Here is a 24,575-nt window from a genome sequence, read left to right on the forward strand (position 1 = left end):
TCGACGAGGTAGGGGCTTGAAAACCTACCTCGCTGATCATACTAGAAGGGCAGATCATCTTCATTTTCATCTGGAGGTGTTGGAATGTCTTCTTTAGCACCGTTCGAATCAGATAAAATCATGAAATTATCTACTTTAATTTCTGTGACATATTGTTTTACCCCATCTGCGTTCTCATAGTTACGATAGGTGAGTTTGCCTTCAACCATGAGTTTGGTCCCACGTTGGCATTTCTTTTCAATGGTATTGTTTTGCTTACCCCAAACCACGAGTGTATGCCATTGAACTTCTTCAACCCATTCACCGGCTTTGTTCTTGAAAAGATCATTGGTGGCGAGACGTAATATGGAGTAATTGGTGCCAGTGGAAGTTGTTTTGATTAACGGGTCGTTTCCTAAATGCCCAACCAATTGTACTTTGTTGCGTAATGTGCTCATGTGTCTAATTTTTAAAAGTTTTTAATAATTCTTATTTTAGTTGATGGTCATTGGCTATGAATGCCCAATGATCTTAAGCAAAGGTGGGGCGGGGAAATAATTATAGTCGTCTATTTACCATTTGTATTCGACTATAGTCGATTGTAACCGTTTGTTGTCGTTTAATCTTCCGTTATGAGTGCTGTCGAAAAAGTCTGCCTTGAATGTGGCAAAGTAATATATGGCCGTTCGGACAAGCGATTTTGTGATGATGCTTGCCGGAACGCCTATAACAATAAATTAAATAGCGACCAGACCAATCTGGTGCGCAATGTGAATAATATCCTACGAAAAAACCGCCGTATTTTATTAGATGCGTTGAGTGGGGAGGGTATGGTGAAGATACAACGGGAAAAGTTAAAGCGGTTGGGATTTGATTTTAAGTTTCATACACATACTTTTTCCAATAACAAGGGGCAGACCTATAGCTTTATTTACGAAACAGGCTATCTGTTGTTGGAGAATGATTGGGTATTGATTGTTCAAAAGAAACCGCTGTGATGTTGATCGCAACATGTTCATTTGTATTGGTTTAGTTTGCAGAACTGAGCTTGGCTTTTCTTATTGCAATATAATTAAAAATAGTAAACGTTAGAATCAATATGTAATAGCATACTGGGATGAGTAAAAAATAGGCGCTATTAAAGATATTGGTTAAAAAAGACGGTAGTGCAATTTTAAAAAAATCTGCAAGAATGATATAGCCGATGAAACTTCCGAGAAAAAATAGTCCAACAGCGTGTATTACAATTATTTTTTTTAGGTGCTTACTGTATAAGGCGTCTTTATTTTGTTTCGTATAACCCATAATTGCTGGGACCAATAACCCGAATAATGGATTGACCAAAAAGGTGAGCGATGCTAAATATAGCGCTTTAATACTTCCTGTTTGATTGTTGTCGATACTGATTTGATTTACATTTGGCATAATGAGTTGTTCTAATGGTATTTCCAAAATTTGACTGATCTGTTTGAGACTAAATCCACTGATTTCTTCCGTGCCTTTTTCTATGCGTTGCACTGTTCTTAGCGATACCCCCGCTTGATCGGCGAGTTCCTGCTGCGTTAGTCCCTTACGTTTTCTTGCTAGTTTGATTAATTGATTAGCTGATTGACTTTCCATGGTTCAAAGATGGGGAAATAGTCGCTTAAGTTTAGTGAAATTGATGCGACAATAATATGCCAATATCGTGCTGAACAATATAACAGATTAATAATCAAAAGTTTTTGGAATTTGGTAAATATTTTGAATCTTTGCAATTCAATAGAGTAATTAATAAAAACGGAAGAATATGTTTGCAATATTAGAAAATCCCGCTTCGTCCACTGAGAAGATTCTCGGGAATATTCTTCGGAATACGGCCCTTTCCTAATCTTCTTCTTAATACGTTAAGTAACTTAGGTTGATATTGGCTAAAACGTGGCGCTCGAAATGGTAGTCCACTTTTCCAATATGCTTAGCTTATTCAGGAGTTTTAAAAATCCAGTTACTTTCAACGTTATCGTGAAAGCTGGATATGAATATTATGTTTTAGAAAATTTTATGAATTCAGTAAATAAATATGTCCTTCAGGCGCTGGATAACTATCCGATGTATTTGGAGGAGACCATGGAATCCTTATCCTATGCGCTATCCTATGATGAGTCCAATACAATGGCGCTGTGTTTGATGGGAAGAGTTCATGCCGAACAGCTATTGGACTATGAGCAGGCAAAAAGGTATTTCCAGGAAGCTTTGGTGCATAATGTGCAGGCACTGGAAGTATATCCTTATTTCATTCAGACATTGATTGATATGGGGGAGTATGAAGCTGCAAAAAAGACGATCAAATTTGCTTTGACACTTCCGGCCATGCCCTTGACAGGAATCTGGATCAAGAAAGCACTTCTATTTGAAAAAATGAGAAAATACAAAAAGGCATTGAAGGCGTTAAAAAAGGCTAAACTTGAAAATGTTGACCTCGATTTTTCGTCAAGCCTGAAGGCGATTGAAGATCGGATTAAAGGAAAACAGGAAATTAAGAACGGGAAAGAAAAGGAAAACAAGAAAGAACGGAAGAGCAGCCGAAAATAATCTCACCTTATTCGGATAACAGTTTTTATTTTGAACGAAGCCCAATAAAGAAGCCCTAGCTGAAATTTCAGCTAGGGCTTTATCAATATAGTTAAGAATTATTCTGCTCTTAAGATTTTTGCAGCCTCAACCATCGACTCTAAAGCCGCTTTGGTCTCTGGCCAAGCACGAGTTTTCAAACCACAGTCAGGGTTAACCCAAAGTTGTTCTGCTGGAACTACTGCTTTTGCTTTGCGCAATAGATCTACCATCTCATCTTTGCTTGGAACACGTGGTGAGTGAATGTCATAAACACCTGGACCAATATCATTTGGATATTTGAAATCACCGGCGAAAGCATTCAATAATTTCATTTGAGAACGTGAAGTCTCAATCGTGATAACGTCGGCATCCATTGCAGCGATATCTTCGATCACATTATTGAACTCAGAATAACACATGTGTGTGTGAATCTGTGTATCGTCTTCAACATTTGATGAAGAAACACGGAAAGCACGTACTGCCCAGTTCAAGTAATCTTTTTGATCAGCTTTACGTAGCGGTAATCCTTCACGGATAGCTGGTTCATCGATTTGTATGATTTTGATACCTGCTTTTTCCAAGGCTTGTACTTCATCCAAGATCGCCAATGCAATTTGGTAAGTCGTTGTCGAGCGCGGTTGATCGTTACGTACGAAAGACCATTGTAAAATTGTTACAGGACCAGTCAACATACCTTTAACCGGACGATTTGTCAATGATTGTGCATATGAAGACCAACGGACAGTCATATCTTCAGGACGGTATACGTCACCATAGATAATCGGAGGTTTTACACAACGTGAACCGTAAGATTGTACCCAACCATTTTGTGTGAATGCGTAACCAGCCAATTGTTCACCGAAGTATTCAACCATGTCATTACGTTCGAATTCGCCGTGTACTAATACGTCGATATCCAATTGCTCTTGAAGACGGATGGTATTTTCTGTTTCTTCTGCGATTGCTTTATCGTATTCTGCCTGCGTAATAGCACCCTTTTTCAGGTCTGCTCTCCATTTACGAACATCTTTCGTTTGTGGGAATGAACCGATAGTTGTGGTCGGGAATGCCGGTAAGTTGAATTTTGCTTGTTGCGCCGCTTTACGCTCAGCAAATGCTGAAGTACGTTTTGCATCGTCATCAGTGATATTGCTTGTACGTGTTTTGACCTCTGGTTTGTGGATCAATGGAGAGGTACGACGGCTTTCAGCAGCCGCTTTGTTCGCTTCGAAGCGTTTTGCTGTTTCAGCGTCAACTTCACCTTCCGCTAGTACGGCTAAATCTTTTACTTCAGCTAATTTTTGTTTAGCAAATGCTAACCAGTTTTTTACTTCAGCCGGTAGCGATTGCTCATTGTGTTCATTGTCCAAGTCAAAAGGAACGTGCAGCAGTGATGAAGAAGGAGCTACCCATACACGGTCTTTTCCTAATGCATCAACAGCCTGTTTGATTTTGACCAATGATTTTTCGTAATCATTTTTCCAGATGTTACGGCCTTCAACAATACCTAAAGATAATGTTAATGAAGCAGGAACTTTAGCCAATACCGTATCCAATTGGTTTTCACCGCGTACCAGATCCAAATGTAAAGCATGGATAGGTAAGTTAACTGCGATATCTTCGTTGTCTTTTAAAGCTTCGAAGTAAGTCGTTGCGATTAATTTGATATTTTTTGCTGCTGCAGCTAATTTTTCGAAAGTAGGTTGATATAAAGCTTTTACTTTAGCATCTAAATCCAATGCTAAGAAAGGCTCGTCAATCTGAACATATTGTGCACCAGCATCAGCTAGTTTAGCTAGAATTTGCTCATATACTGGAATAAGTTTATCCAATAAATCGATACGGTCGAAGCCAGCTTCTTTTTCTTTACCGATCAAAAGGTATGTGATAGGACCTAATAGAACTGGTTTAGTATCGATGCCCAATGATTTTGCTTCGTTGTATTCATTTAAGAATTTTTCGGAAGTCAATTTGAATTCTTGATCTTTGGTGAATTCTGGTACCATGTAGTGGTAGTTCGTATCCAACCACTTGGTCATTTCCATTGCAGTCACGTCGATTCCTTCTTGTTGGAAACCGCGTGCCATGGCAAAATATAGATCTAAACTGTAATTGTTGTCTACTTTATTCAATAAAGAATGGTAGCGAGCAGGAATTGCACCAACAGTGAGGGTTAAATCCAATACTTGATCGTAAAAAGAGAAATCATTGGAAGGGATCAAATCTATTCCAGCATCTTTTTGTGTTTTCCAATTGCCTTCACGAATTTTTTTTGCTGTGTCCAATAATTCCTCAACAGAAGATTTTTTAGCCCAATAGGCCTCATTGGCTTTTTTCAATTCGCGGAACGCGCCCACACGAGGGTAACCTAAATTGTTAGTCAATAACATAATGAATGTTTTTAATATTTCTTTTTCAACTATATTTCTTGCTAGAGAGAGAAGGACACACTAGAATTTGGTGACTTCGGCTTATCATTCCCATATCAAGTAGGGTAGAATTTAGCACCTTGTCAAGGGACAGGTTGCTAAGGCTTCATCGGGTCTATTCCCTCTGCCTTTCTCTATAAGCGACGCTAAGTTAGAACATTTCTTTTTGAAATGCAAATTTTTTATAAAAGTGCGTCAATTTTTTATATTCTACTAAGGATGAAATTGTTTTGTTCTTTTATTTTCATCCACGAATTCGAGTAAGTCACGCTACAATACGTGTGTAGTATAAAAAGGGGAATGACTATATTTTTCATTCCCCTTTTTTTTAGCTTACCAAAAGTTTGTAACCTTTTCCGTGCACATTGACAATTTCAACTTTGCTGTCTTCTTTTAGATATTTACGAAGTTTACTGAGAAATACATCCATACTTCTACCCGTAAAGTAGTTATCATCATGCCATATTTTTAACAAGGCTTCTTCCCGGGTCAGCACATCATTTTTCTTTAAGCAAAGCAAGCGGAGTAGTTCAGCTTCTTTCGTGGATAGTTTTTGCATCTGTCCTTTGTAAGAAATCTGCTGACTTGTATAATCAAAGAAATAATCGCCAATTTCAAATTTATCAGCAACCACTTCTTCTTCTTTGTCTCGAACACTGCGTTTCAGCAAAGCATTGATGCGGAGCAATAATTCCTCCACTCGAAAAGGCTTGGTGATATAATCATCTCCTCCTAGCTCAAAGGCTTCGGTCTTATCTTCCATCATCCCCTTTGCTGTGGCAAAGATAATAGGAACAGTATTGTTTGTTTTTCTGATTTCACGTCCAACTGTAAATCCGTCCTTTTTGGGCATCATGACATCAAAAATACAAAGGTCGTAGTTATTTTTTTTGAATTGAGAAATCGCTTCATCTCCATCCGTGCATAATGTGACGTCAAATTTTCCCTTTAATTCGAGATAGTCTTTTAAAAGATCCCCCAAATTAGGATCATCTTCTGCTAATAATATCTTTTGCATAATGAATATATTAATTTTCACCAATGTCCCTTGATGCTGATAAATCAGCTTTCCTCAACCTTTGAAATTTTTTAAAGAGGAAATATACAAAAAAGGAACGTTTTATTTTTTAATAGGCAAAATTACTTCAAAGGTCGTGCCCTTATCTTTTTCACTTTTAACTGTAATTTTTCCGTTAAGCCTTCTCAGGATATCCTGTACATAACTTAAGCCAAGACCAAACCCTTTGACATTATGAACATTTCCAGTTGGAATACGGTAAAACTGGTCGAAAATCTTTTGCAGGTGATCCCGGCTCATCCCAATACCGTTGTCGGCTATGGTGACAATAATGGTATCGCCAACGTTTTTTGAATGGATGTTGACATGTAAATCTCCTTTGCTGTACTTGATGGCATTATCCAATAGATTGTAAAATACATTTGAAAAATGTAATTCATCACCGATGACAATATCCTTGGTCGCTGCAAGATCTATACTGAATTTGCCGCCAATATTCTGCATCCGTAGCTGCATGCTGTCCGTTACTGCCGAAACAAGATCATTGATGCATACTTCTACCTGGTCGAGTTTTAGCGTTTCTTTTTCTAGTCTTGCCAAATCGAGCACACGTTCAATATGATTTCCGAGTCTAACATTTTCATCGTAGATGATATTAGCCAATTTCTGCACCCGCTTGTGGTCGGCATTGATGTCTGGATCTTTAAGGGACTCACTGGCTATCATAATCGTCGCAACAGGTGTTTTAAACTCATGCGTCATGTTGTTGATGAAATCTGTTTTCATTTCCGAAACTTTCTTTTGTCTGAATATGATAATCAGTGTATATGCAAAACAACCCACCAATAAGAAAAGTAGCGCCAGCATAGGCAGCAACAGATAGCCCATATTATCCGCGATTATCGCCTTTTTATTGGGGAAATAGATGGTTAATTTTCCAGGTGCAGCACCGATATCGCCTTTAAAAAGTGCCGTCGAGTATTTAGTTGTATTTGTTGGATTATTTAAAGCGGCTTCGTTTAAAATATTATTTAGTAATATATTGTTTGTGCTCCATATTTCAATATTAAAAGGAGCTTTAATGTCGCGTTGAGCTAACTCTTCTTTGATAAGTTCTTGGACGATGATCACATTCAATCGATCCTTTAACGGACGTTTAGCCAGTTCCATTCCAATAGCAACATCTTCGATGTAGTCTGCTTTTTTGCCTCCCAGCATCGCAACGGAATCGTATACATTAAAACCGCTCCACGCGTTTTTTCTGTTGAGAACATCCAATCTTTTTTCGAGATCAGAAATTGTCTTTGCAAGCTTCGCATTCTCCCTAGGTGGCAATGTGGCTACCCTGAATTTTGTCTGTTGATTGACCAGCGGGTCCATTAATGGGATAACAAACCGTGTGCTATCGTCTTTTCCGCTAATCTGATCATCCACCTTTGACGCATTTAACATGATATATGCTTGTACCAAATTATCGTCGGTAAGCTCATTTGAAACAGAAAATTTGATGAATTTCTGGTACTCCGGTCTTTTGATGTATGTCTCGTAGAATGAATTTTTGATTTCAATTACATTTGGATACAAAGCACGCAATTGGTCTTCTTGCTCTTTAAAGTTTGAGAAAACAACATGTTGTTTGTTTTTTAATTCTTCAATTCTATACTGTATTTCGAGTTGCTCGGCCAAAAGACGTTGTTTGGCTTGTTCCTGCTTGGATTTTTCAATATTACGCTCCTGTTGAACCTTAGCAAAGTCAACTACCTCCCGTCTTTCAAGCTTTCCGGCTACAGCTGTAATCGCAGCATTGACGGACTCATCAAATAATTGAGACTTTTGGCGATAAGAATCTCTCAGAAAATAGAATTGCATGGCCAATACCCCAATTAGAGCGAGAGACATCAGTCCAATGATTAATACAATGCTATTTTTCTTCATTAGTGTTGGGTATTAAATAAATGTATTTTGAATATATCACAAAGTTTATAACGCTCAGTTTATTTACCATTTGCGTATTCATCCCTTATGCCATGTGAGCGGCCATTTAAGGTGCGATAGCTCATTTTTTCTTAAATTGTTACAAATATAAAGATGCTAATGTGTTTTGAAGCTGTTTTAACAATGTTTAACAGCAATCTGTTTAAATATAGATGCTGTTCTTTGTAAATTAGTGAATAGAAATGGATTATGGGCTGAATTACGCTGTGAACAAATTTTAATCTACGCGGTTGAGTCTGACTGCTGGAGAAGTGAATAAGCCGAATATGACGCGTTCATTGGTACAATGAGTGCTCTTTAATAACTATATAAAGATGAAAAGTTACATATTATTATTGGTATTATCTTCAGTCGGAACCATTGCTTTAGGGCAAGTGAGGGTGAAACCGCAGATTCCTTTAATGGAACAAAAAGAATCAAAAATGCCTGTCCTTAAATTGGATTCTTCAGATGGGAAGTATCATATGCCCATTAAGAAGCTAAATCGCGTGGATGGTCTGGCGCCAATGCCAGGGACTGAAAAAATGCCGAAAGGGGAGAATAAAGCTGAAAATCTTCCGTTAAGGCGCTTAGATGATTCACTAAAGGTGAAGGATTTTAAATTAAAAATCGACTCCTTGTATCCAAATAGGCAAAAAAAATAGCGTTCTATTTAGAACGCTATTTTTTTTGCTTTAATCCTTATTGTCCATTATAGCTGGGAAACACGGATTGTATTTGTTTTACCTTTTTCGATCAACGGTGTCGACGCTGTATTGATAATGATAGATCCAGGTTTAACGTAGTTATTTTTTACAATAAATTTGTTAACATCATGGATAGATCCATCCGTGCTTTCGAACTTGTCGTAAATAAATGTTTTTACACCCCAAAGTAAGCTGAGTTGTTTTAGCAATTTTTGTGTTCCTGTGAAAACTAAGATATCTACATTTGGTCTATAACTTGTAATTTCAAAAGCCGTTGCTCCAGATGATGTTAATACCGCAATTGCTGAAGCATTTGTTTTTTGAGCAAGATAAACCGAAGATGCACAAATCGCGTCCGGAATAAGTGTTCCGTCGTGGATTTCACTAACTTTCTCATTATAATAAGGATAAGAAGTTTGTTCCACGTGGATAATGATTTTACTCATTGTTTCGATAACGATTTCAGGAAATTCACCAACTGAAGTCTCGCCACTTAACATCACAGCATCCGCTCCATCCAATACGGAGTTGGCTACGTCGTTTACTTCAGCGCGTGTAGGACGCGGTGTAGTAATCATACTTTCCAACATTTGTGTCGCAATGATCACTGGTTTTGAAAGATCTCTACATTTCTGTACGATGATCTTTTGAAGTCCTGGTACTTCTTCCATTGGAAGTTCAACACCCAGGTCACCACGAGCAACCATAACAGCGTCTGTAGCTTCTATAATGGCATCAATATTTTCAATCGCTTCTGGTTTTTCAACTTTTGCGATGACACGTGCATGGCTTCCTTTTGCCTCGATGATTTTTTTACATTGAAAAATATCATCTGCCGAACGTACGAAAGACATCGCGATCCAGTCTGCACCATGATCCAGGGCAAAATTCAAGTTGTCTAAATCTTCTTCCGTCAACGATGGGATAGAAACTTTGGTATTCGGTAAGTTAACGCCTTTACGTGAAGTAAGGACACCTCCGTGTACAACTTCACAGGTAACAGTATCTTTATGATTGGTCTCTAAAACACGAAGTTGAAGTTTTCCGTCATCAAGTAAAATGATTTCGTTGGCTTCAACATCGTTTGGAAAGTTTTCGTATGTAATGTAGATTCTGTTTTCGTCTCCGATAAGTTCTTGTGTTGTAATTTCAACTTTTGAACCATTCACGAGAATAGCGCCACCTTCTTTCATTTTTCCGATCCTAATTTTTGGACCTTGTAAATCGGCTAAGATGGCAACATTGAATCCTGTTTCATTATTTATTGCATTTATAGTTTCGATTACCTTAAGGTGATCTTCCTGGCTGCCATGAGAGAAATTCAACCGGCACACATCAACCCCTTTGGCAATCATGTTGGTCAAAACTTGTTTGTCTGCCGAGGCAGGGCCTAATGTTGCGACAATTTTAGTCCTTTTTTGAACTTTTTCCATCTGTTATTTTGTATTTTAAATGTTCTTCATTAATCACAACAAATAGCCTACTATATTGTTGTGTTTTGTCAAAACTAAATCGAATTAATTTAGATCTAAGTTGGGGTGTATTTGCTACACTAACCTACAGTTTGCTAAAATATGAGATTTTCTTTAGATTTCAATATTTTTGGTGATATTTCTTTTGCAATGACGACTTCGGGTAATTTGTTGATCCTTTTGATAATATGTTCCACGTCATCCTCACAGATGTAGTTTTTGATGATGATAAAAAAATCGAAGTGGGGGTTTTCCGGGATTAAATAAGTGCCTTCGATGCTCTTATTATTGATCAGAAAATATTCGGTGTCGGCATCGGGGATAAGGTAATGAAAAGCAGTGAAGTGGTAGCTTGTTTTTTTCTTTGGATCAAAGACAATGTGATATTCAAGCTCTTCTTCGGTTTTGTTTTTTTGTCGACCATCATGGTCGTATTTGCTTTCTTTTCCTCTGGAAAAATTCAGGTTAGTCTCTTTGTTGATGAAATGGCAGAGTCGGTAATCTTTCAACGAACAGGTGATGGCGAGTAGGGTAAAATCCAACTCTTCATTCATGTCCATATCCAATCTTGCTACTAACTTATTGACCACTTTATTGTTTAAATATATGTCCCTCTGCTAACGAAGGTACTAATAATTTTGAGGTAGGAATATACTTTTTGTGTAAAATTTGAGTTAATTAGCTGAGCGTTTGGAATACAAAATATTTTTTGTTATACTTGAACTAAGTTAATATAGAGTGGGTTAGCTAGTATAAGACGCGAATAAGTTCGGTCGCCTAACATGGTGACTTTCATCTAAATATCAATTTAGGTTTGAATTTTGATGAAATTTATTTTTCTTTGCACAGATTTATTAAACAATTAAACTATAAAATCATGTCAGATATCGCTTCAAGAGTAAAAGCAATTATCGTTGAAAAATTAGGTGTTGACGAAAACGAAGTAACACCAGAAGCTTCATTCACTAATGATTTAGGTGCTGATTCACTTGACACTGTTGAGTTGATCATGGAGTTTGAAAAAGAATTCAACGTTGCTATTCCTGATGATCAAGCAGAGACTATTGGTACTGTTGGTCAAGCAATCGCTTATTTAGAAAAAAACGTTAACTAACTAATTTAATTAGGCTAATCGTAATAAATGGAGCTTAAAAGAGTAGTAGTAACAGGATTAGGCGCCCTTACACCAATTGGTAATACCGTCTCAGCTTACTGGGAGGCGTTAATAAATGGTGTAAGCGGAGCTGCTCCTATTACGCATTTTGATGCGTCAAAATTCAAGACTCAGTTTGCATGTGAGGTAAAGGGGTTTGATCCGCATGAATTTATGGATCGTAAGGAAGCTCGTAAAGTCGATCCTTTTGTACAGTATGCAATTGCGTCAACAGATGAGGCAATTAAAGATGCTGGCTTAGATTTTGAAAAATTAGATACAAATCGTATCGGAGTAATTTGGGGATCAGGAATTGGAGGTTTAACAACTTTCACTGAAGAGGTTGCAAACTTTGCAAAGGGAGATGGAACACCTCGTTTCAATCCTTTCTTCATTCCTAAGATGCTCGTTGATATTGCTCCAGGACATATTTCAATGCGTCATGGTCTACGTGGCCCTAACTTTTCTGCCGTATCGGCTTGTGCCTCGGCTACCAATGCAATGATAGATGCTTTTAACTATATTCGTATGGGCAAAGCTGATGTGATTGTTACAGGTGGATCAGAAGCGACAGTCAATGAAGCTGGAATTGGTGGGTTCAATGCTATGCATGCGTTGTCAACCCGGAATGACGACCCTAAAACAGCCTCACGTCCTTTTGATAAAGATAGAGATGGTTTTGTTTCGGGAGAAGGTTCGGGTGCATTGATCTTAGAAAGTTTGGAGCACGCCTTAGCACGTGGAGCAAAAATCTATGCAGAGATTGCAGGGGGTGGAATGAGTGCAGATGCACATCACATCACAGCCTCGCATCCTGAAGGATTGGGCGCAAAACTGGCTATGACAATGGCTGTAAATGATGCAGAGATGGATTTTTCAGATATTGATTATATCAATGTTCATGGAACATCTACACCGGTCGGTGATATTAGTGAAACGAAGGCTATTGTTGACCTGTTTGGTGAACACGCTTATAAATTGAATATCAGTTCAACTAAATCAATGACAGGACACCTTTTGGGGGCTGCAGGGGCTATTGAAACTATCGCTTCTATATTGGCTGTTCAAAATGATATTGTCCCTCCGACAATCAATCACTTTACAGACGATCCGGAAATTGATAACAACTTGAATTTTACATTCAACAAAGCGCAAAAACGTATCGTTAATGCCGCTTTGAGCAACACATTCGGTTTCGGTGGGCATAATGCTACCGTTATTGTGAAAAAATATAAAGCTTAATGTTTGATCCTTCAAACATGGTTTGATAATATGAGCTAGCGACAGGTTCTTTAACTAGGACTTGTCGCCTTATTTTTAGAAGAGATGCCTTTTGCAAGGATATATAAATTATATTTTTCGCCAGATCGGGAATACGTTAGAAAACTAAAAAACCTGCTTGGATTTGTTCCCGGAAATGTACATCTGTACAAGATGGCGTTTAGACACAAGTCTGTCGCCGTTACAATTAAAGAGGGCGCAAAAAATAGCAACGAACGTTTAGAATTCTTAGGTGATGCTGTTTTGGGTTCGGTTGTGGCCGAACTGTTATTTAAGAAATATCCTTATAAAGATGAAGGGTTCCTGACAGAAATGCGCTCAAAAATTGTCAGTAGAGCAAACCTAAACCAGCTTTCCAGAAAATTGGGGTTTAATGAGCTTATCCAGTTTGATGCGCGAATGATCAGTTTTCCGAATAAACAAGGATCTTTATTGGGTGATGCTTTTGAGGCATTGATTGGGGCAGTTTATCTGGATAGGGGCTATGTTTTTACCAAGAGCTTTTTGTTGAATCGAATTATTAAACCGCACGTCGATATTCACCTATTGGAACAGACGGAAACAAACTTTAAAAGTCGGTTGATTGAGTGGTGTCAACATACTGGCAAAGAGATCGTATTTAGGCAAACAGACAACCCAGAAGGGGAATCTTCTAAGATGTTTAGTATTGAAGCGGTCGTGGATGGTATTGTTTGTGGACTTGGCCGTGATTTTAATAAGAAGTCTGCCGAGAAATCTGCCGCCGAAAAAGCCTGTGAATTCCTTAAAATTCTGGAAGTAGAATAAAGGATTTTATTAACTTTGCCAAATATGGCAGTAGTAAAACCTTCTTTGGCAAAAGGAACGCGTGATTTTTCGCCTTCCGAAATGATCAAACGCAACTATATTTTCGATACACTGAAAACGGTATTCAGAAAATATGGCTATAATGAAATACAGACCCCTTCATTTGAGAATTTGACGACCCTTACCGGTAAATACGGCGACGAGGGCGATAAATTGATCTTTAAGATTCTTAATTCGGGTGACTACCTGACAAAAGCGCCCGACAGCCTGCTTCACGATAAAAATTCCAATAAGCTCATTCCGCATATAACAGAGAAAGCACTAAGATATGATCTTACAGTGCCCTTTGCACGCTATGTTGTGATGCACCAAAATGATATTACTTTACCGTTTAAGCGCTTTCAGGTGCAACCTGTGTGGCGTGCAGATCGTCCGCAGCGCGGAAGATACCGCGAGTTTTATCAATGTGATGTCGACGTGGTCGGGTCAGAAAGTTTATTGAATGAAGCGGAGTTTATTTTGATTTATCAAGAAGCCTTCGAACGGTTTGGACTGAAAGATTTTAATATCAAAATCAACAACCGGAAAATTCTTTCGGGTATTGCTGAAATCATCGGCAAACCGGAGCTGATTGTGGACATGACTGTCGCGATCGATAAATTGGATAAAATCGGGTTGGAAGGTGTCAACAAAGAGTTGTTGGAAAGAGGTTTTACAGAAGCAGATCTTGCTATTTTGAAACCTATAATTTTATTGGAAGGCTCAAATGATGAGAAACTTGCTTCCTTAAAAGCGATTTTAGTAACTTCTGCTGTCGGCTTAAATGGTATTGCAGAGATTGAGGACGTGTTTGACTATGTGGCCAAATTAGGTGCTGAAGAAAAGTTGCTTCATCAAATCATAGATCTGGATATTACATTGGCCCGAGGTCTCAATTATTATACGGGCTGTATCTTTGAGGTCAAGACGAATGAAGTTGCCATGGGAAGTATAGGTGGAGGTGGTCGCTACGATGATCTTACAGGTATGTTTGGTTTGAAGGGACTGACCGGGGTCGGGGTTTCCTTTGGTGCGGACCGCATTTATGATGTGCTGGAAGAGCTGAACTTATTTCCTGCTGGGAAAGCTGATTCTACCAAGCTCCTGATCATCAATTTTGACAAACAGCTGGAAAGTTATACCCTGAGCTTACTCAACAAACTTCGCAAGGAAAATATCGCTTCGGAACTCTATGCTTCTCCTGTAAAATTGAAAAAGCAAATGGGCTATGCGGATGGGAAAGGTATTCCCTATGTGTTATTAGTCGGTGAAGAGGAGGCTGCATCGGGGCAATTGTCATTAAAGGACATGGAAAGCGGGGAGCAGGTAAAGGTAACTGAAAGTGAGCTGATCCAAAAACTTCGATAGCAAACAGTTTGCATAAAATAGATTAAGCCAAATGATTATTAAGTCCTTTGGCTTTTTTATTTTCATAAGTTTTTGATTTATTTGATTGTGCCGTTCATTTATTTGTAATCAAATGCTATATACTTTAAATCAAATGTCTTAGAAGTGTCTTAAAGTATAAATAAAATTGATTTTTGGGTAAGGAAATTCGTCCAAAATTATTAGATTTGTAGTCTAGAATAGTAAGAAAATCAAAACTTTGAAATGAGTTCAACACCTATAACAAAAGAGACATATTTGGAGTGGTATAAGTCTATGTTACTTATGCGTAAGTTTGAAGAAAAAGCAGGTCAACTTTACGGACAGCAAAAGATTCGTGGTTTCTGTCACTTGTACATAGGACAAGAGGCTGTAGTCGCTGGAACGATGTCAGTAATCAAACCTGAGGATTCTCTAATCACTGCTTATCGTGATCACGCCCACGCTTTGGCTAAAGGCGTTTCTGCAAATGCTTGTATGGCTGAATTATATGGAAAGATCACTGGTTGTTCAAAAGGTAAAGGAGGTTCTATGCACTTCTTCTCTAAAGAGCACAAATTCATGGGTGGCCATGGTATTGTTGGTGGTCAGATTCCTTTAGGTGCTGGTATCGCATTTGCTGAAAAATATCTTGGTACAGATAATGTAAATATCTGTTATATGGGTGATGGAGCTGTGCGTCAAGGTGCATTCAATGAGACATTGAACATGGCGATGTTGTGGAAACTCCCGGTTATCTTCGTATGTGAAAACAACGGTTATGCCATGGGTACTTCTGTACAACGTACAACGAACATGCAGGATATTTACAAAATGGGCTTAGGTTTCGATATGCCTTCTGCTCCGGTTGATGGAATGGATGTGGTTGCTGTACACAATGCGATGGACGAAGCGGTTCAACGTGCTCGTGCGGGTGAAGGTCCAACATTCTTAGAAATTCGCACATACCGTTACAAAGGCCACTCGATGTCTGATCCGGCTAAATATCGTACGAAAGAAGAGCTAGAAGCATATAAAGACCGTGACCCATTGTTGTCGACTAAACATGCTATTTTAGAAAACAACTATGCGGATGACGCTTGGTTTGCAGAGGTTGAGGCTGATGTGAAAAAGGTCGTTGAAGAGTCTGTAAAATTTGCAGAGGAATCACCTTATCCAACTGCAGATGAATTGTACAAAGATGTATATGTACAACAAGACTATCCATTTATTTTAGATTAATACTCTTTAACTTGATAATATAATAAAGAATGGCTGAAGTAGTAAGAATGCCGAAAATGAGCGATACAATGACCGAAGGGGTCATCGCGAAATGGCACAAAAAAGTTGGCGATAAAGTAAATTCTGGTGATTTAGTAGCTGAGATTGAAACAGATAAAGCTACAATGGACTTTGAGTCTTACCAAGAAGGAACTCTTTTATATATTGGTCCTAAAGAAGGCGAAGCAGTAGCTATTGATGCTGTTATCGCTGTTTTAGGTGAGCCAGGTGAAGATTTTCAAGCATTGTTGAGCGGTGATGCGCCTGCTGCTGAAAAAGCACCGGAAAAAACAGAAGAAAAAAAAGCAGAAGAAGTTTCTGGTCCAGAATCTTCGGCTAGTACTGTAACTCCTGAGGAATTGGGATGTACGGTAATTACAATGCCTTTGTTAAGTGATACCATGAAAGAGGGTGTCATTGCGCAATGGAACTTCAAAGTTGGTGATACGATTAAATCTGACGATGCTATTGCTGATGTAGAAACTGATAAAGCGACAATGGAAGTTACAGCGTATGCTGATGGTACTTTATTATATGTTGGTCTTGAAGCTGGACAAGCGGCAAAGGTTAACGACATCATCGCGATCGTTGGTCCTGCAGGAACTGATATCACACCTTTGTTAAATCAAAAATCTGCACCTGCAAAGGCAGAAACTGCTGAAGCTCCTAAAGCTGACTCAGCTGCTGCTGTAACTGCCGCACCGGTAGCATCGACTTCAAGCGATGATTCTCGTGTGAAAGCTTCTCCTTTAGCACGTAAAATTGCGCAGGAGAAAGGTATCAACTTAAGTGATATCAAAGGTTCTGCAGATGGTGGCCGTATTGTGAAGAAAGACGTAGAATCATTTGTTCCTGTTGCTGCACAATCTGCGGAAACAAAAGCTGCAGCCGCTCCTGCAACAGAAGCAAAAGCAATCACTTTACCTACATTTGTTGGTGAAGAGCGTTATACTGAAAAACCAGTTAACCAAATGCGTAAAACTATTGCGCGTCGTCTAGCAGAGTCATTGTTTACAGCTCCACACTTCTATTTGACTGTATCAATTGACATGGACAATGCAATGGCTGCTCGTGCGCAGATCAATGAGGTTGCTCCAGTAAAAGTTTCTTTCAATGATATCGTTGTAAAAGCTGTTGCTGTTGCCTTGAAAAAACATCCTGCTGTAAACTCTTCATGGCAAGGCGATAAAATCCGTTTCAATGAGCATACCAACATTGGTGTTGCAATGGCTGTTGAAGATGGTTTATTAGTTCCTGTTGTGCGTTTTGCAGATGGTAAATCATTGTCGCATATCTCTGCAGAGGTGAAAGACTTCGCTCAAAAAGCGAAGGCTAAAAAATTACAGCCTGCGGATTGGGAAGGATCTACATTTACAGTGTCCAACTTAGGTATGTTTGGAATTGACGAATTTACATCCATTATCAACTCACCAGATGGAGCAATCCTTTCTGTTGGTGCTATTCAAGCAGTTCCTGTTGTTAAAAACGGTGCTGTAGTTCCTGGTAATGTAATGAAAGTGACATTGGGTTGTGATCACCGCGTGGTCGATGGTGCAACTGGAGCTGCATTTTTGCAAACATTAAAATCTTTGGTTGAAAATCCAGTAAGATTATTAGCATAATCCTTTAGTTGAGGAATTAAAAGCCACTTTAGTAATAAGGTGGCTTTTTTTATGGCCTTAATTGGTTAATCTTATGATAGGGAAAAGTTTTTTTACCTATAGTTTTCCATCGTTATCCATTTGTTTGAAGTAAGCCCAGGTTGTCCGTTGCTAGAGTGAAAGAGACTGCGCACTTAAAAAAGGTAACATATCCGATGAATATCAATTATTGTGATGAAAAATTCGTTTTTTTATACTAAAATCTTCATTTTAGCATTATTATCAGTAGGCTGGTCCTTCTATTACGAGCTTCAATAATTTGATGTTGTTTAGAACAAAGGAAATAGGAGGTATTTATTGATAAACAATACATAAAACACAAAAATCCGGGAGACTTAGTATAGTGAAATTATTTTTTTTAAAGGGAATGGTCGCTCTTTTGATGGTATCTACAGTGGCTTGTAGTTCAAAAGAGAAAAAACAGAAGGAAGCAGCAATAGCGCAGGCAAAAGTAGATAGCACGAGACTCGTCTATAATCCAAATAATGCAGATCAGAAAATCGATGCTTTTATGAAAAACCTTCATTCAAAAGCTGCATTCAATGGGAACGTTCTTGTTGCTAAAGATGGGAAAATCTTATATCAGAATACATTCGGCTGGGCCAATTACTTAAAACGGGATAGTCTAAAAATAGATGACAAATTTGAACTCGCTTCCGTTTCTAAACCGTTAACAGCTGTCGGAATTTTGAAGTTAGTGGAGGCAGGAAAGCTACGTCTCGATCAAACGATCAATGACTTCTATCCGGATTTTCCTTATCCTGGTATTACCATAAAAATGTTATTGACACACCGCTCGGGATTACCTAATTATGTTTATTTTTCGGAGGAACATTGGCCTGATCGCAAGAAAGGAATGACAAATCAAGATGTGATGAAAATGCTGACCGAATTTAAGCCTAATCGCTATGGTGCGCCAGGAGGCCGTTTCTTTTACAATAATTCGAACTTTATGGTCTTAGGGGCCATTATTGAAAAGATATCAAAGCAAGATTATGCGACGTATATGAAAGATAGCGTATTCAATGTTGCCGGAATGACAAATACAGCCGCACTCTCTAAGGCCGTGTATGATAAAATTCCGACCAACGTTATTGGACATGATAAGGTATGGCGAAGATCGGTGGTGCAAAATTTTCAGGATGGACCGCTTGGTGACAAAGGAATTTATAGTACAGTGCGTGACCTTTATCGTTTTGATCTGGCTTTGAGAGATGGACGATTGTTAAAGCAGTCAACATTGGATTCAGCATACCGAGGATATCCCGATGCCAAAAAGGGAATTTTTAGCTATGGTTATGGTTGGCGTACCTTTGAGCATGGTAATGATCATATCGTATACCATACAGGCTGGTGGCACGGTTTTAGACATATTTATGTAAGAGATTTAAAAAGAAACATTGTTATTGTTTTACTTTCTAATATGACCAATGGAAGCTTGGTCAAATTGGATGAGCTTTATAAAATCATGGGAATGCCGGTATTGCGTAAAAATGCCTATAGCACCCATGGTGATTTTATCATCGATGAGTAATTTCTGAGCGATGCCATTTTGAGCATGGAGGTTATTTTCTTTATCTATCTTCCTTATTGTAAACTAGAGCGCAAAGGAGATAATAGAAATACCTTAAATGGACGGGGCAATAGGTACATACAAAAGATATATAGGGATGAAAAAAACATTGATTTTGGGTGCTAGCACCAATCCTTCGCGTTATTCGAATAAAGCGGCAAATATGCTGCATAAACATGGGCATGCTATTGTCAATATTGGCCTGAGTGGAGGTGAAGCTGCTGGAGTTCCCATTGAAAAGAAAGGTGAGATCTATACAGATATTGATACGGTGACAATGTACCTTAGCGAGCCTAATCAGAAAGAATACTATGATTATATATTGGCTACGAAGCCAAAACGAATCATATTTAATCCTGGTGCAGAGAATTCAACATTGGAACAGCTCGCTATGGAGCACGGCATTAAAACAGAAAGAGCCTGTACTCTTGTCTTGTTGAGTACAGGGCAATTTTAGATTTTGGACTTATGAAGTAATTCAACCGAAAGATACTTCGTGATAAAATAATTTGTTAGCCCCACGGTATTGCTGTCAAGATTTAGACTTGAAACTTTAATGTCACAATGTTCCTTCAAGATCGCCATGGTATACGAATTTATGGCTTGCTGTATGGGAATCGTGATCAGTTCATTTGCTTTTGCAATCTTACCACCCAATACGATCAATTCGGGGTTGAGGAGCTGTATCAAGGATGCAAATGCTTTCCCTAGATTTGTCCCTAGTTTTGAAATCTGGTTTATTGCAAATTGATCACCTTTGTTTGCAGCTTCAATAATATGTGTCGGTGTTAAGTGTTGTAATTCATCGGGTTGCAATTCATTTAATTTAGTCAGCTCTCCTTTCTGGATTTCCTGTTTAGCATTGTTGACCAAAGCAATTCCGGAAGCTACGGTTTCCAAACAACCTCTTTTCCCACAGTAGCATAGCTCGCCATTATCGATAAAGGGCATATGTCCCACTTCGCCAGAGTAGCCATCACGTCCCAGATAGACTTCGCCATTGGAGACGATTCCTAAACCAATCCCCCAATCCATTAAGATAATTAAACTGTTTTTTGTGTTTTTTGCCAATCCAAATTTCAATTCAGCATAAGCAGCGCCTTTGACGTCATTGAGAATGAAGACCGGTTTTTTATATATACGCTCAAAGTAGCTTGTTATGGATTGATTATCGTCATGTAAAAAAGTCTCGTTGGTACCTTCTTCAGCGTTGATTAGCCCAGGCATACCAATGATAATTCCTGTTAGGTTCTCGATATCAACTGATTTATCGATAAGATATTGATCAACGATTTGTGTGATAGCGGCTAGATTTTCTCCATTGCGAGATAATTCATTATCCAGCTCAACAGTTTCAGCAATAATGTTCTGGTTGTTGTCCATTATGCTCATCGTGATGGAGAAACGTTGGAGCTCAATCGAAAGCACCTGAAACAATCCATCACATAGTTTATATAAATTGGGTTTACGTCCGCCAATAGATTCTCCTTTGTCAAATTGACGGATAAAATCATCTTCCAGCAACTCTGCAATGAGGCTATTCACCGTAGGCAGGCTTAAATAGAGGTTTTTTACAATGTCATTTACCGATACAGATCCTAATTCGGCTATTAATTTTATAATGGAGATTTTATTGAACAGATTTTTCTTTTCAGGTTTACTCTCCAATTTTTTGTTAATCAGTAAGTTTACGGCTTTAGTCATAAAACATCATATTTTGAAATAGAATCCTCAGGGCTTTAATTTAGCAAAAGTTTTGGAATCATTTGGTTATTTTTCTCACTTGACAAACAAGTGGGCTAATTAGCAAAAAGGGGATAAGATTCCTTATCCCCTCTCTACGTATAAGTTAAGACTATTTGAGTTTTTTTACTCGAATATCTTTAAAGAATACTTCGGTACCGTGTCCAAGGAAGCCGATATGACCAGAGGTTCGTTTAAGTCCAGGATGTTGTTTGCCATCTAAGGTTCCGTTTTTGCTTGCCTCGGCGATATCCGCATCAACAATAACAGCGCCATTCAGTGTAACTTTGATACGATTTCCTTTCACGACTATTTCCTCAGAGTTCCATTCACCTACAGGTTTTAAATGACCTTTTTTGGCAGGAACAACACCATAAATCGAACCGTGATATTGGTATTGCTTCAAGTCTTTATAAACATCTGCGCCATCATCAAGTACCTGAATTTCCATTGCCTCATATGCGGCGTCCCCCTCTAGAGGAGCCCTTATTCCCACACCATTGTTGGCACCAGGGGTTAATTTGAAGTCGAAGCGATAAATGAAGTCTGCGTATTCTTCTTTTGTGTAGAGGTTTCCACCAAATTTTGCATTTGGATACACCCAGATATAACCTTCGTCATTGATGACATAAGCTTGGTTTTCTGTCCACTTGTCGAGGTTTGTTCCATCAAAAAGTACTTCAAAACCTTCTTTTTTCTCTTGATCGCTCAACTTAAAGATTTGCTTTCTTGGGAATTCCTTGATAAAAAGATCTCTATAATAAACAACTGAACCATGCGCTTGTAACTCAATTTGTTCGGTAGGGAAAATGGATTGGTTTCTATCCCAATAGTTTTCAAGAGGAATATTATCGGTTACTAACTGTCCATTTAACCAAACCGTGACTTTATCGTCTACCATTTTGATTTTAAACGTGTTCCACTCGCCGGTAGCATTGTCGGCAACCTTCAATGGTTTGCTTTCATTTTTCTGGTTGTTATATAATCCACCAGAGCCAACTTGGGCACCGACTCTTGTATTCGCAATATCCCAAATTTGTACCTGTGGAGTACCTCTCAAGTAAATACCGGCATCACCTTCTATACCACCATAGTTCTCCAATTTCCAATCTACGAGCATTTCAAAATCGCCATATTTCTTTACGGTAGCCAGGTTATCTCCTTTACCACTGAAGGCAATTTCGCCATTGGATGCTTTCCATCCTTTGCGCATGATATCGTCGGCTTTAGCTTGTTCTGCTGCTAAAGTCTTCTCGTCCATCTTACTGCGTTTGATCGGATCCGCTACCAAACCTTTCCAGCCACTTAGGTCTTTACCATTGAACATCGAAACGTACCCCTCTTTGATGGGCATTTCAGCGAGATAGCGAACAACGGCTTCTTTAAGGTATCCACTTTCACTACCCGACAATTTACCGATGACCTGCTCAAGAACCTCTCTGACCTTTTTTCCATAGAACTTGTTGTCCATGGCAATGTTCATTGCTACATTGGCGGCAGTTCCGCCCAGTTGTGCATCGTTCATTAAGTCGGCGGCAAAAATTAAAGACTGGTATGTTCCTGTAGGTTGTAACGCCGATAATGCTGCTTTTTTCTGATCTGCTGTTTTGGCAACGCTGAATGCATCTCTTAATAACAACGTTTTCTGTTCAGGCGTATTCGAAGAAGAAGAAATTGATTTAATTAATCCCCGGTATACCGTATTGAACAGATTATCATCTTTTTCTGTTCGGGAAAGAGATACCAATTCTGGAAGTGCATTGGAGGAAGACCAGCTAGCCAAAGATTCAATTGCTGCTGACCGTAGACTCGTATTATTATTGTTAAGGTATGCTGTTACAGCTTTCAATGACTGTGCGTCACCAAGCCCAGCAAAAATAGGGAAATATTTGGCGGTATTAGGCGCTGCTGATTTCGCTATATTAGCTGCTAGTTTTTCTGTTAATCCTTTTGAATTTGTGCTTGACTGAATCACATTGACAATGGCACGTTGCAATAGAACGGCAGATTTATTATCGGTCGTATTGTTTAGCCTATTGAATAGTTCTTCTAAATCCGACTCCTGGGCAACATTGGGAAGTGCTTTGTTGATCGCTTCCTCGACAGCAGGATTTGAACTCTTTATTGCTAATACAGCTTTGGATGATGCATTGTTGGAACGTTTACTTAAAATATCCAGCAATTGAATTTTTTTGTCGTCGTCTACCGTAGCGAGCGCATTGTTGACATCGGTAACGACATTTGCATCTTTAGACGACAGGATCAACGCTTTTACCGAATTGTTGAACTGTTGATCTGCGTTGAGAGCCTGGATTAAAGTATTGGTTTCTTTTCCTTGTGATAGCGTATTTAGTGCATTTAGTCCGGCTAATTTAGTTACTGGAGACTGTGTTTTATTTACTAAAGCCTGGATTAGTTTTAAGCTGCTTGCCGAACCATTGTGGGCTAAGTAGTTCAATACACTTTCTTGAACTTCAGGCGTACCCTTGCTTGCTAAAGCAAGCAAGCTTTTTGCGTCGCTGCCCTTTCCGTATTTTCCGAGTAATTGTAAAGCAATGTTACGGTAAGCACCATTATCGCTCTTAACTGCTGCTAATAAGTTCTTTTGTTGTTTCGCTGGGTCAATGGTTGTCAATAATTTAAGCGATGCAATTTGACCGTTGATTGATTTGGCTTTTTGGGATTCTTGGAAAAATTTGTTCAGAAACTTGATTGCATCTTGATCATGCTTATTGTCGATCAATGCTTGAGCATAGTCGATACCAAGACCAACCGCATCAAATTTGTCGTAGCTGTAACCTGCAGCAGTTAGTTTTTCCTGGAATAGCGATTCAGAAGCTGTGCCACCGATTTTGCTTAATGCGATTAATGCTGTCCGTTGAAAACCGTCCGAATTATATTTTTTGGTCAATCCCAAAATAGCATTTTCAGCATTTTTATCCTTTAAATCTCCGAGCGCAGTAACTAAGGCGATAGCAGTTTTCTCTGTTGTTGACGTTGCTAAAGCTTTTTCTAAGGCTGCTGTCGACTCAGGGGTACGAATAGATACTAGAGTTCTCGCTGCAGCATCGGCAAGATAATCGTTTGCCAAGCAATTTGCGACAGCAGGTATAGCGGTATTATCTGCACATTGACGTAATAGGCGTAGGGCAAAGACCTGATTTGTTGGTTCACTCAATTGCGAGATGGATTTTGCCAAACCTTCAACAAAAACTCTTTTTTGCTGTTCTTTACCTGGTTGATTTACATAGAATGAATAGCTGTTTGCTGCAAATTCTATCGGAGCATTATTGCTTCCCGGTGCTTTAAGTCCCTTGAGGAAAGTGACAACGTCGTCAGACGAAAAACCTTCCAGCTCATGCATGGCAAGCAAAAATTTTTCTTTTTCTTCGGCAGGCTGCTGTGCCAATACGTCTGCTATTTTGGTTGCAGTCGTTCTATTTTGTGGTTGCTGAGCGTAAGTTGCACTAGATATAAGAAGCAATACAGTCAGCGAATTGAATATTCTTTTCATTGGGATAT

The 24,575-nt window shown here is 38.8% G+C and carries 20 protein-coding genes and 1 riboswitch; of the genes, 11 read left to right on the forward strand and 9 right to left on the reverse strand.

From position 1 onward, the window contains the following. Positions 1 to 41: 41 nt before the first annotated feature. Entirely contained in the window at positions 42 to 437 is a 396-nt protein-coding gene (locus AAH582_RS02120) for a single-stranded DNA-binding protein (RefSeq protein ID WP_046674839.1), read from the reverse strand. 174 nt (positions 438 to 611) lie between these two features. Here AAH582_RS02120 and AAH582_RS02125 point away from each other — a divergent pair, with 174 nt between their 5' ends. After that, positions 612 to 977: a hypothetical protein gene (locus tag AAH582_RS02125; RefSeq protein WP_046674840.1), complete on the forward strand. Its 366-nt coding sequence runs from the start codon at positions 612 to 614 to the stop codon at positions 975 to 977. Between the two features lie 31 nt (positions 978 to 1,008). Here AAH582_RS02125 and AAH582_RS02130 read toward each other — a convergent pair whose 3' ends face one another. Then, positions 1,009 to 1,599: a helix-turn-helix domain-containing protein gene (locus tag AAH582_RS02130; protein ID WP_046674841.1), complete on the reverse strand. Its 591-nt coding sequence runs from the start codon at positions 1,597 to 1,599 to the stop codon at positions 1,009 to 1,011. A 420-nt stretch (positions 1,600 to 2,019) separates the two neighbouring features. On the opposite strand from AAH582_RS02130, the gene AAH582_RS02135 reads away from it, so the two are divergent. Next, complete coding sequence (locus tag AAH582_RS02135) at positions 2,020 to 2,550, forward strand: hypothetical protein (protein ID WP_343321115.1); 531 nt, start codon at positions 2,020 to 2,022, stop codon at positions 2,548 to 2,550. 98 nt (positions 2,551 to 2,648) lie between these two features. On the opposite strand, the gene metE is transcribed toward AAH582_RS02135, so the two are convergent. The 3 genes from metE to AAH582_RS02150 form a co-directional block, all read right to left on the reverse strand. Then, positions 2,649 to 4,961, reverse strand: coding sequence for a 5-methyltetrahydropteroyltriglutamate--homocysteine S-methyltransferase (metE, locus tag AAH582_RS02140; protein WP_046674842.1), 2,313 nt, complete (start codon positions 4,959 to 4,961; stop codon positions 2,649 to 2,651). A 78-nt stretch (positions 4,962 to 5,039) separates the two neighbouring features. Further along, a riboswitch (SAM riboswitch) is annotated at positions 5,040 to 5,143 on the reverse strand. Positions 5,144 to 5,328: 185 nt separating this feature from the next. Then, complete coding sequence (locus AAH582_RS02145) at positions 5,329 to 6,018, reverse strand: response regulator transcription factor (protein WP_172840643.1); 690 nt, start codon at positions 6,016 to 6,018, stop codon at positions 5,329 to 5,331. A 102-nt stretch (positions 6,019 to 6,120) separates the two neighbouring features. Then, the gene (locus AAH582_RS02150) at positions 6,121 to 7,953 is read right to left on the reverse strand and encodes a sensor histidine kinase (protein ID WP_343321116.1); all 1,833 of its coding nucleotides are present in this window, start codon (positions 7,951 to 7,953) and stop codon (positions 6,121 to 6,123) included. Between the two features lie 374 nt (positions 7,954 to 8,327). Here AAH582_RS02150 and AAH582_RS02155 point away from each other — a divergent pair, with 374 nt between their 5' ends. Then, the gene (locus AAH582_RS02155; RefSeq protein WP_343321117.1) at positions 8,328 to 8,657 is read left to right on the forward strand and encodes a hypothetical protein; all 330 of its coding nucleotides are present in this window, start codon (positions 8,328 to 8,330) and stop codon (positions 8,655 to 8,657) included. Between the two features lie 47 nt (positions 8,658 to 8,704). On the opposite strand, the gene pyk is transcribed toward AAH582_RS02155, so the two are convergent. Both pyk and AAH582_RS02165 read right to left on the reverse strand, forming a co-directional pair. Then, on the reverse strand, positions 8,705 to 10,132 hold the full coding sequence (gene pyk, locus AAH582_RS02160) for a pyruvate kinase (RefSeq protein WP_046674845.1): 1,428 nt from the start codon (positions 10,130 to 10,132) through the stop codon (positions 8,705 to 8,707). 134 nt (positions 10,133 to 10,266) lie between these two features. After that, the gene (locus tag AAH582_RS02165; protein WP_231585289.1) at positions 10,267 to 10,761 is read right to left on the reverse strand and encodes an IPExxxVDY family protein; all 495 of its coding nucleotides are present in this window, start codon (positions 10,759 to 10,761) and stop codon (positions 10,267 to 10,269) included. A 287-nt stretch (positions 10,762 to 11,048) separates the two neighbouring features. On the opposite strand from AAH582_RS02165, the gene AAH582_RS02170 reads away from it, so the two are divergent. The 8 genes from AAH582_RS02170 to AAH582_RS02205 all read left to right on the forward strand — a co-directional run bounded on the left by AAH582_RS02170 (position 11,049) and on the right by AAH582_RS02205 (position 19,767). Next, positions 11,049 to 11,285, forward strand: a complete 237-nt coding sequence (locus tag AAH582_RS02170; protein ID WP_028070665.1) for an acyl carrier protein — start codon at positions 11,049 to 11,051, stop codon at positions 11,283 to 11,285. Positions 11,286 to 11,312: 27 nt separating this feature from the next. Beyond that, complete coding sequence (gene fabF, locus AAH582_RS02175) at positions 11,313 to 12,566, forward strand: beta-ketoacyl-ACP synthase II (RefSeq protein WP_046674847.1); 1,254 nt, start codon at positions 11,313 to 11,315, stop codon at positions 12,564 to 12,566. An 84-nt stretch (positions 12,567 to 12,650) separates the two neighbouring features. Then, positions 12,651 to 13,391, forward strand: a complete 741-nt coding sequence (gene rnc / locus AAH582_RS02180; protein ID WP_046674848.1) for a ribonuclease III — start codon at positions 12,651 to 12,653, stop codon at positions 13,389 to 13,391. A 24-nt stretch (positions 13,392 to 13,415) separates the two neighbouring features. Continuing rightward, a complete protein-coding gene (hisS, locus tag AAH582_RS02185) occupies positions 13,416 to 14,798 on the forward strand; it encodes a histidine--tRNA ligase (RefSeq protein WP_343321118.1) in 1,383 nt (460 codons plus the stop codon). 243 nt (positions 14,799 to 15,041) lie between these two features. Then, positions 15,042 to 16,037: a pyruvate dehydrogenase (acetyl-transferring) E1 component subunit alpha gene (pdhA, locus tag AAH582_RS02190; RefSeq protein WP_046674850.1), complete on the forward strand. Its 996-nt coding sequence runs from the start codon at positions 15,042 to 15,044 to the stop codon at positions 16,035 to 16,037. 29 nt (positions 16,038 to 16,066) lie between these two features. Beyond that, positions 16,067 to 17,698 carry a pyruvate dehydrogenase complex dihydrolipoamide acetyltransferase gene (locus tag AAH582_RS02195; protein ID WP_046674851.1) on the forward strand — a complete coding sequence of 544 codons (1,632 nt, stop codon included), beginning with the start codon at positions 16,067 to 16,069 and terminating at the stop codon, positions 17,696 to 17,698. A 382-nt stretch (positions 17,699 to 18,080) separates the two neighbouring features. Continuing rightward, positions 18,081 to 19,271, forward strand: a complete 1,191-nt coding sequence (locus AAH582_RS02200; RefSeq protein WP_046674852.1) for a serine hydrolase domain-containing protein — start codon at positions 18,081 to 18,083, stop codon at positions 19,269 to 19,271. A gap of 136 nt (positions 19,272 to 19,407) precedes the next feature. Then, on the forward strand, positions 19,408 to 19,767 hold the full coding sequence (locus AAH582_RS02205; RefSeq protein WP_312746561.1) for a CoA-binding protein: 360 nt from the start codon (positions 19,408 to 19,410) through the stop codon (positions 19,765 to 19,767). Here the strand turns inward: AAH582_RS02205 and AAH582_RS02210 are convergent. Beyond that, entirely contained in the window at positions 19,764 to 21,014 is a 1,251-nt protein-coding gene (locus tag AAH582_RS02210; RefSeq protein ID WP_286754805.1) for an ROK family transcriptional regulator, read from the reverse strand. The genes AAH582_RS02205 and AAH582_RS02210 overlap by 4 nt on opposite strands. A 151-nt stretch (positions 21,015 to 21,165) precedes the next feature. After that, complete coding sequence (locus tag AAH582_RS02215; protein ID WP_343321119.1) at positions 21,166 to 24,567, reverse strand: family 16 glycoside hydrolase; 3,402 nt, start codon at positions 24,565 to 24,567, stop codon at positions 21,166 to 21,168. Between the last annotated feature and the right edge of the window lie 8 nt (positions 24,568 to 24,575).

The sequence above is a fragment of the Sphingobacterium multivorum genome, assembly GCF_039511225.1.
Lineage (GTDB): Bacteria > Bacteroidota > Bacteroidia > Sphingobacteriales > Sphingobacteriaceae > Sphingobacterium.